Below are 14407 nucleotides of genomic sequence, written 5' to 3' on the forward strand. Positions count from 1 at the left end.
TCCGTCGATGACGACAGCTGACCTTATCGGCAAGATCGTGCAGGTGATTCTCGCACTCTCGCTCTTTGCGGTGGTGGTGGGGCTCATCCTCTTTCTCATCGATCGCGCGCCACGCCGCGGTCGCGACTATTGGCAGCTGGTGTTGTTTCTCGCCCCAGCGATCCTGCTGCTCGCAGTCGGGCTCGTGTACCCGGCGGTGCGGACGACAATCCTGGCGTTTGCGAACAACGCCGGTGACATCATCGGCTTCGACAACTTCGTCTGGGCGTTCACCCAGCCGGCCGGACTCATCTCGCTGCGGAACACCTTCATCTGGGTGTTCCTCGTGCCGCTCGTCTCGACGGCTGTCGGTCTCGCCTATGCCGTGTTCATCGACAAGTCGCGCGGGGAGCGGGTCTTCAAGGCCCTCGTGTTTATGCCCATGGCGATCTCGTTCGTGGGTGCCGGCATCATCTGGCGCTTCATCTATGAGTATCGGGGCCCGGGCAATGAGCAGATCGGTCTGCTCAATGCCGTCGTGACCTGGTTCGGGGCCGAACCAGTGCGATGGCTGCAAGAACCACCGTGGAACACCCTCTTTCTTATCCTCGTCATGATCTGGATCCAGACCGGATTTGCGATGGTCGTGCTCTCGGCCTCGATCAAGGGCGTGCCGACCGAGCAGATCGAAGCGGCCCAACTCGACGGCACCAGCCCCTGGCAGCGATTCGTTAATGTCACCATCCCGGGCATCCGGGGTTCGCTCGTCGTCGTGGTGACAACGATTTCGATCGCGACGCTCAAAGTCTTCGACATCGTCAGGACGATGACCGCGGGCAACTACGAGACCAGCGTCGTCGCCAACGAGATGTATACGCAGGCGTTCCGTGCGGGCGAAGCGGGCCGGGGTGCGGCGCTCGCCGTCGTGCTCTTCATCATGGTGCTGCCCATCGTCATCTACAACGTGCGCGTCCTGCGCCAGCAGAGGGAGATCCGATGACTTCGACCACCCCTCCGATGCCAGTGGGTGTCGCGCCAACCGAAGAGCCAAAGACGAAGCGCGTCAAGCGCCGGCTCACCTCCCGCACCGCGACGATCGCGGCGCTCGTCATCGCCGTGCTGTGGACGATGCCGACCTTCGGTCTGTTTGTCTCGTCGTTCCGTCCGGAGGAGGAGATCAAGACCACCGGATGGTGGACGATCTTCGAGAACACGGGATTCACCCTCGATAACTACGCCGAGGTGCTGCTTTCGCCCTCGTCGTCGTCGCCGCAGCTCGGGCAGTACTTCGTCAACTCTTTGGCGATCACAATCCCCGCGACCATCTTCCCGCTCGTGCTCGCGACCATGGCCGCCTACGCATTCGCGTGGATCAAGTTCAAGGGCAGCAGCGCCCTGTTCGTGCTCATCTTCGCCCTCCAGGTCGTGCCGCTGCAGATGGCACTCATCCCGCTCCTGCAGCTGTTCTCGGCGTTTCTCCTGCCGGCGCAGCGACAGCTGCACGACATCATCCCCCTCATTCCCGACACGACGTATGCGCCGGTCTGGATCGCCCACACGATCTTCGCCCTGCCGCTCGCGATCTTCTTGCTCCACAACTTCATCTCCGAGATTCCGCGCGAACTCATCGAAGCGGCGAGGGTCGACGGCGCGACGCACGGGCAGATCTTCTACCGCATCGTGATCCCGCTCGCGATGCCCGCGATCGCATCATTCGCGATCTTCCAGTTCTTGTGGGTGTGGAACGACCTGCTCGTCGCCCTGATCTTCTCCGGCGGCACAGCGGATGTCGCACCGCTGACCCAGCGCCTCGCCGAACTCACCGGCAGCCGAGGTCAGGAGTGGCAACGACTCACGGCGGCAGCGTTCGTGTCGCTGATCGTGCCGCTCATCGTGTTCTTCAGCCTGCAGCGCTACTTCGTGCGCGGGCTGCTTGCCGGATCGACGAAGGGGTAGCCGGGCATCCGGAATATGGGCGCCCCACCCGTCGTTAGGGTGAGGTGATGAGCGCGAGCGGGCACGGGCACGGGCAAACCGGCAGATACGGAAAGCAGCGCACCCGTATTTCGAGTGCCGATGCTGAGGCGCAGCGGCGCGCAAACGCTGAAGCACCCCAGGTGCCAGATCTCCTGCGGCGCATCGGCGGGCTCTTCGCCCCCCACCGCCGCACCCTCACGCTCACCATCACCCTCGTGCTCATCGGCGCTGGCATCAGCGTCATCCCGCCGTTGCTCACCCAGCAGGCGTTCGACCGGGGTCTCTTTCCCGAGAGCGGCACGCCGGATGTGCCGGTGCTCGTCGAGCTCGTGCTCATCATGATCGCCCTGTGGGTGGCCTCTGCGGCGCTCGGAGTGTGGCAGACGTGGCTCACAGCATCCGTCGGCAACAGGGTGATGGGGGAGCTGCGCATTCGCCTCTTCGACCACCTGCAGCGCATGGAACTCGCGTTCTTCACCCGCACCAAGACGGGCGTCATCCAGTCCCGTCTGCAGAATGATGTCGGCGGCGTTGCCGGAGTGCTCAGCAATACCGTCTCGAGTGTCATCGGCAATACGGTCACCGTGATCGCCGCCTTCGTCGCCATGCTCCTCCTGAGCTGGCAGATGACGATTGTCGCCGTCATCCTCATGCCGCTCCTCGTCGTCGCTCAGCGCCGCATCGGGGTCGTGCGCGCTCGCATTGCTGGCGAGACCCAGGAGTCGTTGAGCAATCTGACCGCGATCACGCAGGAGTCGCTCAGCGTCAGCGGCATCCTGCTCGCGAAGAGCTTCACCCAGCAGGGGGGCGAGGTCGGTCGGTATACGGCCGAGAATCACCGGCAGGTCGACCTCCAGGTGCGGCAGACCATGAGTGGGCAGTGGTTCTTCGCCACCGTGCAGGTGTTTCTCTCGATCATCCCCGCGATCATCTATCTCGTGGCAGCGTGGCTCATCATCGGCGATGTCGGTGACGTCACCGCCGGCACGATCGTCGCGTTCACGACGGTGCAGGCTCGGCTCATCTGGCCGCTCATGGGCCTCATGCGTGTCGCGCTCGACCTGCAAACCTCCTCGGCCCTGTTCGCGCGCATTTTCGAGTACCTCGACCTCACGCCGGCCATCACCGATCGCCCCGACGCCCGGCCCGTCTCGGGGGAGGAGCTCGGTCGCATCGAGTTCGACGATGTGGTCTTCCGCTACCCCGACGCCCCCGACACCTCACCGGCGACGCTCAAAGACGTCTCGTTCTCGATAGCGCCCGGCCAGTACGCGGCATTCGTCGGGCCCTCCGGCGCGGGCAAGACGACCGTGTCGTACCTCATCCCGCGGCTGCATGAGGCCACGTCAGGCACCGTGCGCTTCGCGGGTGCCGACGTGCGCGAGCTCGATCACGAAGACCTCATGCGCAATATCGGCATCGTGAGCCAAGAGACATATCTCTTTCACGCGACGATCGCCGAGAACCTGCGCTACGCGCGACCGGATGCCTCCGACGACGAGCTCGAAGCGGCCGCCCGCAAGGCGAACATCCACGACACGATCGTGTCGTTTCCCGACGGCTACTCCACCGTCGTCGGCGAACGCGGCTATCGGCTCAGCGGTGGCGAGAAGCAGCGGGTCGCCATAGCGCGGGTGCTGCTGAAAGACCCCGCCGTGCTCATCCTCGACGAGGCGACGAGCGCGCTCGACAGCGTGTCGGAGGCCATTGTGCAGTCCGCCCTTGACGAGGCGGCCAGGGGCCGCACGACGGTAGCGATTGCCCACCGCCTCTCGACCGTCGTCGGGGCCGACGTCATCTTTGTGCTTGACGGCGGCCGCGTGGTTGAGCAGGGGCGGCACGACGAGCTCATCGCCCTCGACGGGGTGTACGCGAGCCTGTTCCAGCGCCAGGTCGCGGCGCCGGAGCATCCGTAATCGCTCGCTAGCTGCGCTCCTCGAGCATCTCGGTCATGAGATCAATCTCTTTCTCCTGCACCGTGACCATGCCGCCAGCGAGCTTCGTGACCACGCCGTTTTCGCTGCGGTCGAGGATGGCCTCGGCCATTTCGACGCCGCCAATGTGGTGGGCGATCATGAGCTCGAGAAAGTAGGCCTCGCCCTCAACGCCCTCGAGGGACTTGAGCGTGGTGAGCTGCTCGCTCGTCGCGAGCCCCGGCATGGGGTCGCCAGGAACGTGGGACGATTCACCGTCACCCTCGTCGTGCTCGTGACTGGCCCCGTCGAGGGTTGGCCGGGTCATCCAGGTCATCGACGGCTCTGCCGCGGCCTGCGGCAGGCCCCACACCTCAAGCCAGGCGAACATCTGGCCGGCCTGCTGCTGCTGTGCGGTGGCGATGTCGTAGGCGAGCAGGCGAACCTCCTCATCGTCGGTGAGATCGCGGATGATGAGCGACATCTCGACGGCCTGCAGGTGGTGAGTCTGCATGTCGCGGGCGAACCCCGCCTCGGCGCTCGTCGTCGACGGCGTGCTCTCTGCCGTCGGCACGGTCACGCGGCCGATGCCGAATGCCACCGCGACCAGCAGAGCCCCGCCGAGGATGAGCGCGACGATGAGTCGCGTCGAAAGGTGCGAGCGCCGAGTCTCAGTCGGCGCGACGGAATCAGGATAGCTTGCCTGGGCCATCCAGCGCTCCACTGCAGCTCGCGCCAGCCTCGGGCACATCGCTCGACTGCCAGTACTTCTCGATGAAGTCGCCGAGGCGCTCGTCGTCGACGCCATCGAGCTTCACCTGGGTGCCCCAGCCGGAGGCGACGACGGGAGCGTCGAGGTCAGCGATCGGGGAGAGGATGATGTAGCTGCTCGGCATCGCGTCGCGGAGCGTGTCGAGATCGTCGCCAGTCACGATTGCCGGGTCGTAGGTGATCCAGAGCGCGCCGTGCTCGAGCGAGTGCACCGCGTGCTCGGCAACCTGCTCCTCCTCGTAGATGCCGCAGTTCAGCCAGGTCTGATTGTGGCTGCCGCCGGCGGGAGGATTCATGCCGTAGGTGCCCTCGTAGTCGACCGTGGTCTCGACGTGGGAGTAGTCGATGTCCGACCAGGTCTCGACGTCCGCGATGTCGATATCGTCGGGGTCACGCTGCGGCTGAGCGCTCGTCACGACGATCGCCACAATGACAGCGACAACGGCGAGGGCTGCGACCGAGCTCAGCGTGATCGCAATGATGCGATTGCGCTTTGCTTTGGCCTGCTGCTTCTTGAAGGCTTCGACTTTGGCGAGCCGACGCTGCTCACGCTCCTGCTTGACGGTGAGCTTCTTCGCGCCCGGGGGCACAATAGGTTCGTCGGGAGTGTTCTGGTCGCGTGGTGGCACGGGCTGTTGGTCCTGTCGGTTCGTCGGCAAGGGTGCGCAGGGTCGAGCCTACTGAGGCCTCCCTAAGGAAAACATGAATGCGCATCCATTATTCCGCGCCGGTAACACGGAGACGGCCGCTGGTAGATTGGCCCGACCATGAAGTACGCAAACACCGTCCTCGATCTGGTCGGAAACACGCCCCTCGTCAAACTCAACTCGGTCACGGAGGGAATCTCGGCGACCGTGCTCGTCAAGGTCGAATACCTCAACCCCGGCGGCTCGTCGAAAGACCGCATCGCGGCGAAGATCGTCGATGCGGCAGAACGCTCCGGTGACCTGAAGCCCGGCGGCACCATCGTCGAGCCGACCTCGGGCAACACGGGGGTGGGGCTCGCGCTCGTCGCCCAGCAGCGTGGGTATCGCTGCGTGTTCGTCTGCCCAGACAAGGTGAGCGAAGACAAGCGCAACGTGCTGCGGGCCTATGGCGCCGAAGTCGTCGTCACACCCACCAGTGTTGCGCCAGACAGCCCAGAGTCGTACTACTCGGTGTCTGACCGGCTCGCTCGCGAGATTCCCGGTGCCTTCAAGCCAAACCAGTACGCGAACCCCAATGGTCCGCTGAGCCACTACGAGTCGACCGGGCCAGAGATTTGGCGCGACACCGACGGCCGCCTCACAGTCTTCGTCGCGGGTGTCGGCACCGGCGGCACCATCAGCGGCACCGGCAAGTACCTCAAAGAGGTCTCTGACGGCGCCGTGCGCATCATCGGCTCCGACCCCGAAGGCTCCGTGTACTCGGGTGGCACCGGTCGCCCCTACCTCATCGAGGGCGTGGGCGAAGACTTTTGGCCAAGCGCGTATGACCCCACCGTGGTCGACGACATCATCATGGTGACGGATGCTGAAGCCTTCGACATGACGCGACGCCTCGCGCTCGAAGAGGGACTGCTCGTCGGTGGCTCAAGCGGCATGGCCGTCGTGTCGGCGCTCGCCGCGGCCCGCGAACTCGGACCAGACGATGTCGTCGTCGTGCTCCTGCCCGACGGCGGGCGCGGCTACCTCGGCAAGACGTTCTCCGACAGCTGGATGCGCAGCCACGGCTTCATGGCATCGGCCACGCCGGGCACCACGTTCGGCGAGGTCGTCGCGACAGCGCCAGAAGCGCTGCCGCACGTGCGCACCGACCACGCCGTGCGCGACGCGGTGCGACTGCTCGCCGAAAGCGGACTTGCCGCGGTGCCAGTGCTCGCCGCCGCCCCACCCGTCGTGCTCGGTGAGGTCGCAGGCCGCGTGTCTGCTGCCGCGCTCGCCGAGGCCGTCGCGAACGGACACACCTCACTCGATGCGCCAGTGACCGAGGTCATGGGCGAGCCATTCGGCCTCGTCGGAGCATCCGAAACCATCGACGACGTCAGCCAGCGCTTGGCGATGTCCGACACGCTGCTCGTGCTCGACGCGGGCAAGCCCGTCGGCCTCGTGAGCCCGCGCGACGTGCTCGCGCACCTCGCCAAGTAGCGCACCCCAGCAAGTAAGGAACCACCAATGAGCGACTTCAGCACCAGGGCAATCCACGCCGGCCAGGAGTTCGACCCCACGACGGGCGCCGTCGTGCAGCCCATCTACCTGTCATCGACGTTTGTGCAAGACGGCATCGGCGGATTCCGCAATGGCTACGAATACGCCCGTGGCGGCAATCCGACGCGCGACTCGCTGCAGACCCTCCTCGCCTCGCTCGAAGGCGGTGCGCACGCCTACAGTTTTGCGTCTGGACTCGCAGCAGAGGATTCGCTCCTCCGCGCCATCCTGAAGCCCGGCGACCACGTGCTCATGGGCAACGACGTCTACGGCGGCACCCATCGGCTCGTCAACCGCCTGCACGTGCCGTGGGGTGTCGGGCTGTCCACCGTCGAAATGAGCGATGTCGACGCTGTGCGCGCGGCCATCCGGCCCGGCGAGACCCGCGTGCTGTGGCTCGAAACCCCGAGCAACCCGCTCATGAAGATCACCGACATCGCCGCGCTCGCCGAGATCGGGCACGAGGCCGGGGCGGTCGTCGTCGTCGATAACACCTTTGCCACCCCGTACCTGCAGCAGCCGCTCGCGCTCGGCGCCGATGTCGTCGTGCACTCGACGACGAAATATCTCGGCGGGCACTCCGATGTGCTTGGTGGCGCCGTCATCCTCAACGACGACGAACTCGCCGAGCAGGTCGCCTTTCTCCAGTTCGGCGTCGGCGCCGTGTCGTCGCCCATGGAGGCATGGCTCACGGTGCGCGGCATCAAGACGCTCGCGGTGCGCATGGACCGGCACTCGTCGAACGCGCACACGATCGCCGCGACGCTCGAGCACCACCCCGCCCTTGAGCGCGTCTACTACCCGGGTCTCGCGTCGCACCAGGGTCACGAGATCGCGAAGCGACAGATGACCGACTTTGGCGGGATGCTCTCGATTGCGCTTCGGGGTGGCGAGGCGGCGGCGAGAACGGTTGCCGAGAGCACGAGCGTCTTTCAGCTCGCAGAATCGCTCGGTGGCATCGAGTCGCTCATCTGCTACCCGACCGAGATGACGCACGCTTCCGTGAAGGGCACCGAGCTTGCTGTGCCAGAGAATGTGCTGCGGCTGTCGGTCGGCATCGAAGGCATCGACGACCTGCTCGCCGACATCACTGAGGCGCTCGACCGCCTGTAGGAGCCGCTCCGGACGCGTGCATAATGGAGGGCGTCACGCAGAATGTGAACGTACACATCACGACAGGCCCGGAGACCATGGAACCAGAGAAGGTTCGCGCGCCGAACATCCGAGATGTCGCGCGGCTCGCCGGGGTGTCGTACCAAACCGTGTCTCGCGTGCTCAACGATTCTCCCAACATCCGCCAGAGCACCAAGGAGCGCGTGCTCGAGGTCATCGAGCAGTTGGGTTATCAGCCGAATCAGGCGGCGAGGGCACTCGTCACCAACCGCAGTCGCACCATCGGCGTGCTGTCGGGAGAGACCGCGCACTATGGGCCAACGACGAGCGTGCACGCGATCGAGGTCGCCGCTCGGCAGTCCGGCTACCGCGTCATGATCACGAACACGGCCGCCGACTACGAGTCGATCCGTGACGGACTCTATTTTTTGCGCCAACAGGCCGTCGAGGCGATCGTCATCGTCGCGCCCCACGTGAGCGTGTTTGATGCCATCGCCGACATGAGCCTCACGATCCCCTTCGTGACACTCGATTCCACGCAGCGCGACTCGAGTCACAGCATGTCGGTCGACCAGGTTGCCGGTGCGCGCCTCGCGACGCGACACCTCATCGATCTTGGGCACCGTGAGATCGAGCACCTCGCGGGGCCGCAGGACTGGATCGAGGCGGATGCCCGCATGCGCGGGTTTTTGCAGGAGATCAACGAGGCCGACCTGTCAACGAGGCCGCCGATCCTCGGCGACTGGACGGCAGACTTTGGGTTTCATGCGGGGAGGGAGTTGCTGCGGCATCCGGATTTCACCGCCGTATTCTGCGCGAACGACCAAATGGCGCTCGGCCTGGTGCACGCACTGCACGGCGCTGGCGTGCGGGTGCCGCTCGATGTGAGCATCGTGGGGTTTGACGATATTCCGGATGCGGCACATTTTTGGCCGCCGCTCACGACCGTGCGGCAGGACTTTCCTGAGATCGGTCGGCGGTCGCTCGCAATCTTGCTTGATGAGATCACGGGCTCGTCTGACGCGAATCATGAGCAGGTGGCGCCGCAACTCGTGTTGCGGTCATCGACAGCCGACCCGAGGGTTTGATGCTTCGCGGTTGTCACGATTTGCTCAAGGCTTGACACAGATTCCCCGAATAGGGTTAGCATTGCCTCTAAATTGTGAACGGTCACACGAGCGGTCACATTTCTGTCACACAGCGCCGTGATCGCGAGGTCGCGGAGTGGCAATCTGCACCATCCCTGAACCGACCGAGCAAGAGCTGACGAAGGAGTCGCCGCGGTGAGTGTGCCCGAGCCAACCGTCGATCGCCACGTCATCGGCGTCGACTTCGGCACCCTGAGCGGCCGAGCGGTCGTCGTGCGGGTCTCCGACGGCGCCGAGCTCGCCTCAGCTACGCTCGACTACCCGCACGCGGTAATGGACACGACCCTTGCGGCCACGGGTGCCACGCTGCCGCCCGAGTGGGCGCTCCAGGTGCCAGCCGACTATGTCGCCGTGCTCTCGACCGCCATCCCCGAGGCCGTCGCGACGGCGGGCATTGACCCGGCATCCGTCATTGGCATCGGCACCGACTTCACGGCATCGACTCCCATGCCGGTGCTCGCCGACGGAACCCCGCTCAACGAGGTTGCCGGGTTCGAGGGCCGCCCGCACGCCTACGTGAAACTGTGGAAGCATCATGCGGCGCAGGGCCAAGCCGACCGCATCAACGCCCTCGCCGCCGACCGGAACGAGTCATGGCTGCCGCGCTACGGCGGGTTCATCTCGAGCGAGTGGGAGTTTGCCAAGGGGCTCCAGTTGCTCGAAGAAGACGCCGAGCTCTATGAGCGGATGGACCACTGGGTTGAGGCCGCTGACTGGATTGTCTGGCAGCTCACCGGGCGCTATGTGCGCAACGCCTGCACGGCCGGCTACAAGGGCATCCTGCAGGATGGCGCTTACCCGAGCCGCGAGTTCCTTGCCGCGCTCAACCCCGGCTTCGCCGGCTTCGCCGACGAGAAGGTCGCGCACGAGATCGGCCAGCTCGGCGACGCCGCTGGAACGCTCTCGCCCGAGGCAGCCGCCTGGACGGGCCTTCCAGAGGGCATCGCGGTCGCGGTCGGCAATGTCGACGCGCACGTGACGGCCCCCGCAGCACAGGCGGTCGAGCCGGGCCAGATGGTCGCCATCATGGGCACGAGCACCTGCCACGTCATGAACTCGGATGTCCTCGCCGAGGTTCCAGGCATGTGCGGCGTCGTCGACGGCGGCATCGTCTCGGGTCTCTACGGCTACGAGGCCGGACAGTCGGGCGTCGGCGACATTTTCGCCTGGTACGTGAAGAACCAGGTGCCCGCACGCTACACGGAGGCGGCGGCGCGGGCCGGCCAGAGCATCCACGAGTACCTCACGGATCTCGTGAAGGACCAGCCGGTCGGCGGTCATGGGCTCATCGCGCTCGACTGGCACAACGGCAACCGCTCGGTGCTCGTCGACACGAATCTCTCCGGCACCGTGCTCGGCATGACGCTGACGACGCGCACGGAGGAGATCTACCGCGCGCTCTTCGAGGCGACCGCGTTTGGCACCCGCACGATCATCGAAACCTTCAACGCGAGCGGCGTGCCAGTGACGGAGTTCATCGTCGCGGGTGGCCTGCTGCGCAACCCGTTCCTCATGCAGACCTACAGCGACATCCTGCGCCTGCCGATTTCGACGATTGCGAGCGAGCAGGGCCCGGCGCTCGGTTCGGCGATCCACGCCGCGGTCGCCGCGGGGGCCTACGCGGACATCCGTGAGGCAGGCACCGCGATGGGCAAGCTCAACCGGGCGGTGTACACGCCGAACGCTGAGGCGGCCGACGCCTACGACGCGCTCTATGCCGAATACCAGCGGCTGCACGACTATTTCGGGCGCGGCGCCAACGACGTTATGAAGCGGCTCAAGGCGCGTCGCCGTGAGGTGCTCGGCGGCGAGGCGACGACGATCCCGGCAGTCGATGCCGCAGAGCGGGAGGTGCGCGTATGAGTGCCTTCAGCGCCGAGATTCAGGCGGCCATCGACGCGGTGCGCGCGGATGTCGCATCCCTCCACGCCGAGCTCACACGCTACGACCTCGTGGTGTGGACGGGCGGCAATGTCAGCGGGCGGGTGCCGGGCGCCGACCTCTTCGTGATCAAGCCGAGCGGCGTCGACTACGACGAGCTCAGCCCCGAGAACATGATTCTCTGCGACCTTGACGGCTCCGTCATCCACGGGACCCCCGGGAGCGACCGCAGCCCCTCGAGCGACACGGCGGCACACGCCTACGTCTACCGGAACATGCCGGAGGTCGGTGGCGTCGTGCACACGCACTCGACGTATGCGACCGCGTGGGCGGCCCGCGGCGAGTCGATCCCGTGCGTCATCACGGCGATGGCCGACGAATTCGGCGGCGAGATCCCCGTCGGCCCCTTCGCGATCATCGGTGACGACTCGATCGGCCGCGGCATCGTCGCGACGCTCAAGGGCCACCGCTCACGGGCCGTGCTCATGCAAAACCACGGCCCCTTCACGATCGGCAAGCACGCCCGCGACGCCGTCAAGGCGGCCGTCATGGTCGAGGATGTCGCGCGCACGGTGCACATCGCCCGGCAGGCGGGGGAGCTCATCCCCATCCCGCAGGAGTCGATCGACGCTCTCTTCACCCGCTATCAGAACGTCTACGGCCAGCAGCCTGAAGGAGCCATCTAGTGCCAAAGCTCGTCACGTCGCTCGACCACTACGAAGTGTGGTTCGTCACCGGCAGCCAGAACCTCTACGGCGAGGAGACGCTGCAGCAGGTGGCCGAGCAGTCGCGCGCGATCGCTGAGACGCTCGGCGAGGCATCCGATGTGCCCGTCAAGATCGTGTGGAAGCCGGTGTTGAAGGAGAGCGAGTCGATCCGTCGCCTCGCGCTCGAGGTCAACGCGGCCGACAACGTGATCGGCGTCATCGCCTGGATGCACACCTTCAGCCCGGCCAAGATGTGGATCGCCGGGCTCGACGCGCTGCGCAAGCCGCTGCTGCACCTGCACACGCAGGCCAACGTCGAGCTGCCCTGGGCTGACATTGACTTCGACTTCATGAACCTCAATCAGGCCGCCCACGGCGACCGCGAGTTCGGCTACATCCAGACCCGACTCGGCGTCGCGCGCAAGACGGTCGTCGGCCACGTCAGCAACACGGATGTCACGGCGCAGGTCGGCACCTGGCAGCGAGCAGCGGCGGGCTGGGCTGCGACCCACACGCTGAAGCTCGCCCGCTTCGGCGACAACATGCGCTACGTCGCCGTCACGGAGGGCGACAAGACCGAGGCCGAGCTGCGCTTCGGCGTGCAGGTCAACACCTGGGGCGTCAACGAGCTCGCCGACGCGGTGCACGCCGTGAGCGACGAGAGCATCGATGCGCTTGTGGCGGAGTACGACGAGCTCTACGACGTGGCATCCGAACTGCGTCGCGGCGGTGACCGCCACGAGTCGCTGCGCTACGGTGCGGCGGTCGAGCTCGGCCTGCGCTCGTTCCTCGAGAATGGTGGCTTCGGCGCCTTCACGACCAGCTTTGAAGACCTCGGTGCGCTGCGGCAACTGCCAGGCCTCGCGGTGCAGCGGCTCATGGCCGATGGCTACGGTTTTGGCGCCGAGGGCGACTGGAAGACCGCGATCCTCGTGCGTACCGCCAACGTGATGGGCGCAGGCCTGCCGGGCGGCGCGAGTCTCATGGAGGACTACACCTACCACCTCACGCCGGGCGACGAGAAGATCCTCGGCGCCCACATGCTCGAGGTGAGCCCGTCGCTCACGACCTCGAAGCCCACCCTCGAGGTGCATCCCCTCGGCATCGGTGGCAAAGAAGATCCCGTGCGGCTCGTCTTCACCGCCGACCCTGGCCCCGCCCTCGTCGTCGCGATGAGCGACATGCGCGACCGGTTCCGCCTCGTGGCGAACGTCGTCGAAAACGTGCCGCTCGATGAGCCGATGCCCAAGCTTCCCGTCGGCCACGCGCTGTGGAAGCCGGCGCCGGACTTCGCGACCTCTGCTGCAGCGTGGCTCTCCGCCGGCGCAGCCCACCACACCGTCATGACGACGGCGGTCGGCATCGAGGTCTTCCGCGATTTCGCGGACATCGCTGGCGTCGAGCTGCTCACGATCGACGACGACACGACGCTCCGCGACTTCCAGCGCGAAGTGCGCTGGAACGCCGCCTACTACCGGCTCGCCCAAGGGCTATAACCGCACCCAAGGATCCCTGTGACGAAGAAGTCCCAAACCACAACGAAAGGAACCACAGTGAAGATAAGGAAGCAACTCGCCGGCATCGCTGCCGCGAGTGCACTGATCCTGGCCCTCGCGGGCTGTTCAGGTGACCGTACAACCGGTGGCGGCGACGGCGACACCGAAGGCGCCCTCGTCGGCGTCTCGATGCCGACGCAGCAGTCGGAGCGATGGATCGCCGACGGCGAGAACGTGCAGTCCTCGCTCGAGGAGCTCGGCTACCAGGTCGACCTCCAGTTCGCCAATGACGACATCCCCACGCAACTGTCGCAGATTGAGAACATGATCACGAGCGGCGCCCAGGCGCTCATCATCGCCTCGATCGACGGCACGACCCTCACAGAGGTGCTGCAGCAGGCTGCCGACAACGACATCCCGGTCATTGCGTATGACCGCCTCATCAATGGTTCGGAGAATGTCGACTACTACACGACCTTCGACAACTACGAGGTCGGCGTGCAGCAGGCAACATCGCTGCTCCAGGGCCTCGGCATCGTCGATGCGGCTGGTGAAGACCTCGGTGCTACTGGTCCGTTTAACATCGAGCTCTTCGCGGGCAGCCCGGATGACAACAACGCCAACTTCTTCTGGGATGGCGCGATTGACACCCTCCAGCCCTACATGGACAGCGGCGTACTCGTCGTCCCCTCGGGTCAGACCGACTTCGAGCAGGCGGCGATCCTTCGCTGGCTGCCCGAGACGGCGCAGGAGCGCATGGAGAACCTGCTCACCGTCATCGGCAGCACGCAGCTCGACGGTGTGCTCTCCCCGTATGACGGCCTGTCGATCGGCATCATCTCCGCCCTCACGTCGGGTGGCTACTCGGCGAGCGACCTGCCCATCATCACGGGCCAGGATGCCGAGGTCGGTTCGGTGAAGTCGATCATCGCGGGCGAGCAGTACGCGACCATCTTCAAGGACACCCGCCTCCTGGGCGAGCAGGCCGTCGAGATGGTTGACGCTGTGCTCAATGGGGAGGAGCCAGAGGTTAACGACACCGAGACGTACGACAACGGCGTCAAGGTTGTTCCCTCATACCTCCTCGAGTCGACCATTGTTACGGCCGACAACTACGAAGAGGTTCTGATCGACAGCGGCTACTACACCGCTGAAGACCTGCAGTAACCAGCGGGGCCCCATCACTGGTGGGACGGCCGGGTGCGGGCGTACACTGCACCGCATCCGGCCGTTCCG

The 14407-nt window shown here is 65.6% G+C and carries 12 protein-coding genes; 10 read left to right on the top strand and 2 right to left on the bottom strand.

The features are described 5' to 3' along the window. The first annotated feature begins 7 nt into the window (after window positions 1-7). From ACY48M_RS00245 to ACY48M_RS00255, 3 genes are read left to right on the top strand one after another with little or no spacing between them, the layout of a single operon-like run. Window positions 8-979, top strand: a complete 972-nt coding sequence (locus tag ACY48M_RS00245; RefSeq protein WP_462818240.1) for a carbohydrate ABC transporter permease — start codon at window positions 8-10, stop codon at window positions 977-979. Beyond that, entirely contained in the window at window positions 976-1935 is a 960-nt protein-coding gene (locus ACY48M_RS00250; protein ID WP_462818241.1) for a carbohydrate ABC transporter permease, read from the top strand. Before ACY48M_RS00245 ends, ACY48M_RS00250 begins: the two co-directional genes overlap by 4 nt. Before the next feature lie 47 nt (window positions 1936-1982). Then, window positions 1983-3872, top strand: a complete 1890-nt coding sequence (locus ACY48M_RS00255) for an ABC transporter ATP-binding protein (protein WP_462818242.1) — start codon at window positions 1983-1985, stop codon at window positions 3870-3872. A 7-nt stretch (window positions 3873-3879) separates the two neighbouring features. Here ACY48M_RS00255 and ACY48M_RS00260 read toward each other — a convergent pair whose 3' ends face one another. Next, window positions 3880-4581 carry a DUF305 domain-containing protein gene (locus ACY48M_RS00260; protein ID WP_462818243.1) on the bottom strand — a complete coding sequence of 234 codons (702 nt, stop codon included), beginning with the start codon at window positions 4579-4581 and terminating at the stop codon, window positions 3880-3882. Then, window positions 4559-5269, bottom strand: coding sequence for a DUF3105 domain-containing protein (locus tag ACY48M_RS00265; protein WP_462818244.1), 711 nt, complete (start codon window positions 5267-5269; stop codon window positions 4559-4561). The genes ACY48M_RS00260 and ACY48M_RS00265 overlap by 23 nt, the downstream gene beginning before the upstream one ends. A gap of 138 nt (window positions 5270-5407) precedes the next feature. Here ACY48M_RS00265 and ACY48M_RS00270 point away from each other — a divergent pair, with 138 nt between their 5' ends. The 7 genes from ACY48M_RS00270 to chvE all read left to right on the top strand — a co-directional run bounded on the left by ACY48M_RS00270 (window position 5408) and on the right by chvE (window position 14338). Beyond that, entirely contained in the window at window positions 5408-6766 is a 1359-nt protein-coding gene (locus tag ACY48M_RS00270) for a cystathionine beta-synthase (RefSeq protein ID WP_462818245.1), read from the top strand. Window positions 6767-6793: 27 nt separating this feature from the next. Further along, window positions 6794-7939 (top strand): cystathionine gamma-synthase, encoded by a 1146-nt coding sequence (locus ACY48M_RS00275; protein WP_462818246.1) that lies wholly within the window; start codon window positions 6794-6796, stop codon window positions 7937-7939. Window positions 7940-7962: 23 nt separating this feature from the next. Beyond that, the gene (locus ACY48M_RS00280; RefSeq protein ID WP_462818247.1) at window positions 7963-9027 is read left to right on the top strand and encodes a LacI family DNA-binding transcriptional regulator; all 1065 of its coding nucleotides are present in this window, start codon (window positions 7963-7965) and stop codon (window positions 9025-9027) included. Between the two features lie 195 nt (window positions 9028-9222). Continuing rightward, complete coding sequence (gene araB, locus ACY48M_RS00285; RefSeq protein ID WP_462818248.1) at window positions 9223-10950, top strand: ribulokinase; 1728 nt, start codon at window positions 9223-9225, stop codon at window positions 10948-10950. Continuing rightward, entirely contained in the window at window positions 10947-11654 is a 708-nt protein-coding gene (locus ACY48M_RS00290) for an L-ribulose-5-phosphate 4-epimerase (protein WP_462818249.1), read from the top strand. The genes araB and ACY48M_RS00290 overlap by 4 nt, the downstream gene beginning before the upstream one ends. Next, window positions 11654-13171 carry an L-arabinose isomerase gene (araA, locus tag ACY48M_RS00295; RefSeq protein ID WP_462818250.1) on the top strand — a complete coding sequence of 506 codons (1518 nt, stop codon included), beginning with the start codon at window positions 11654-11656 and terminating at the stop codon, window positions 13169-13171. The genes ACY48M_RS00290 and araA overlap by 1 nt, the downstream gene beginning before the upstream one ends. A 57-nt stretch (window positions 13172-13228) precedes the next feature. Further along, entirely contained in the window at window positions 13229-14338 is a 1110-nt protein-coding gene (gene chvE / locus ACY48M_RS00300) for a multiple monosaccharide ABC transporter substrate-binding protein (protein ID WP_462818251.1), read from the top strand. The last annotated feature ends 69 nt before the right edge of the window (window positions 14339-14407 follow it).

This window comes from Homoserinimonas flava (assembly GCF_054969005.1).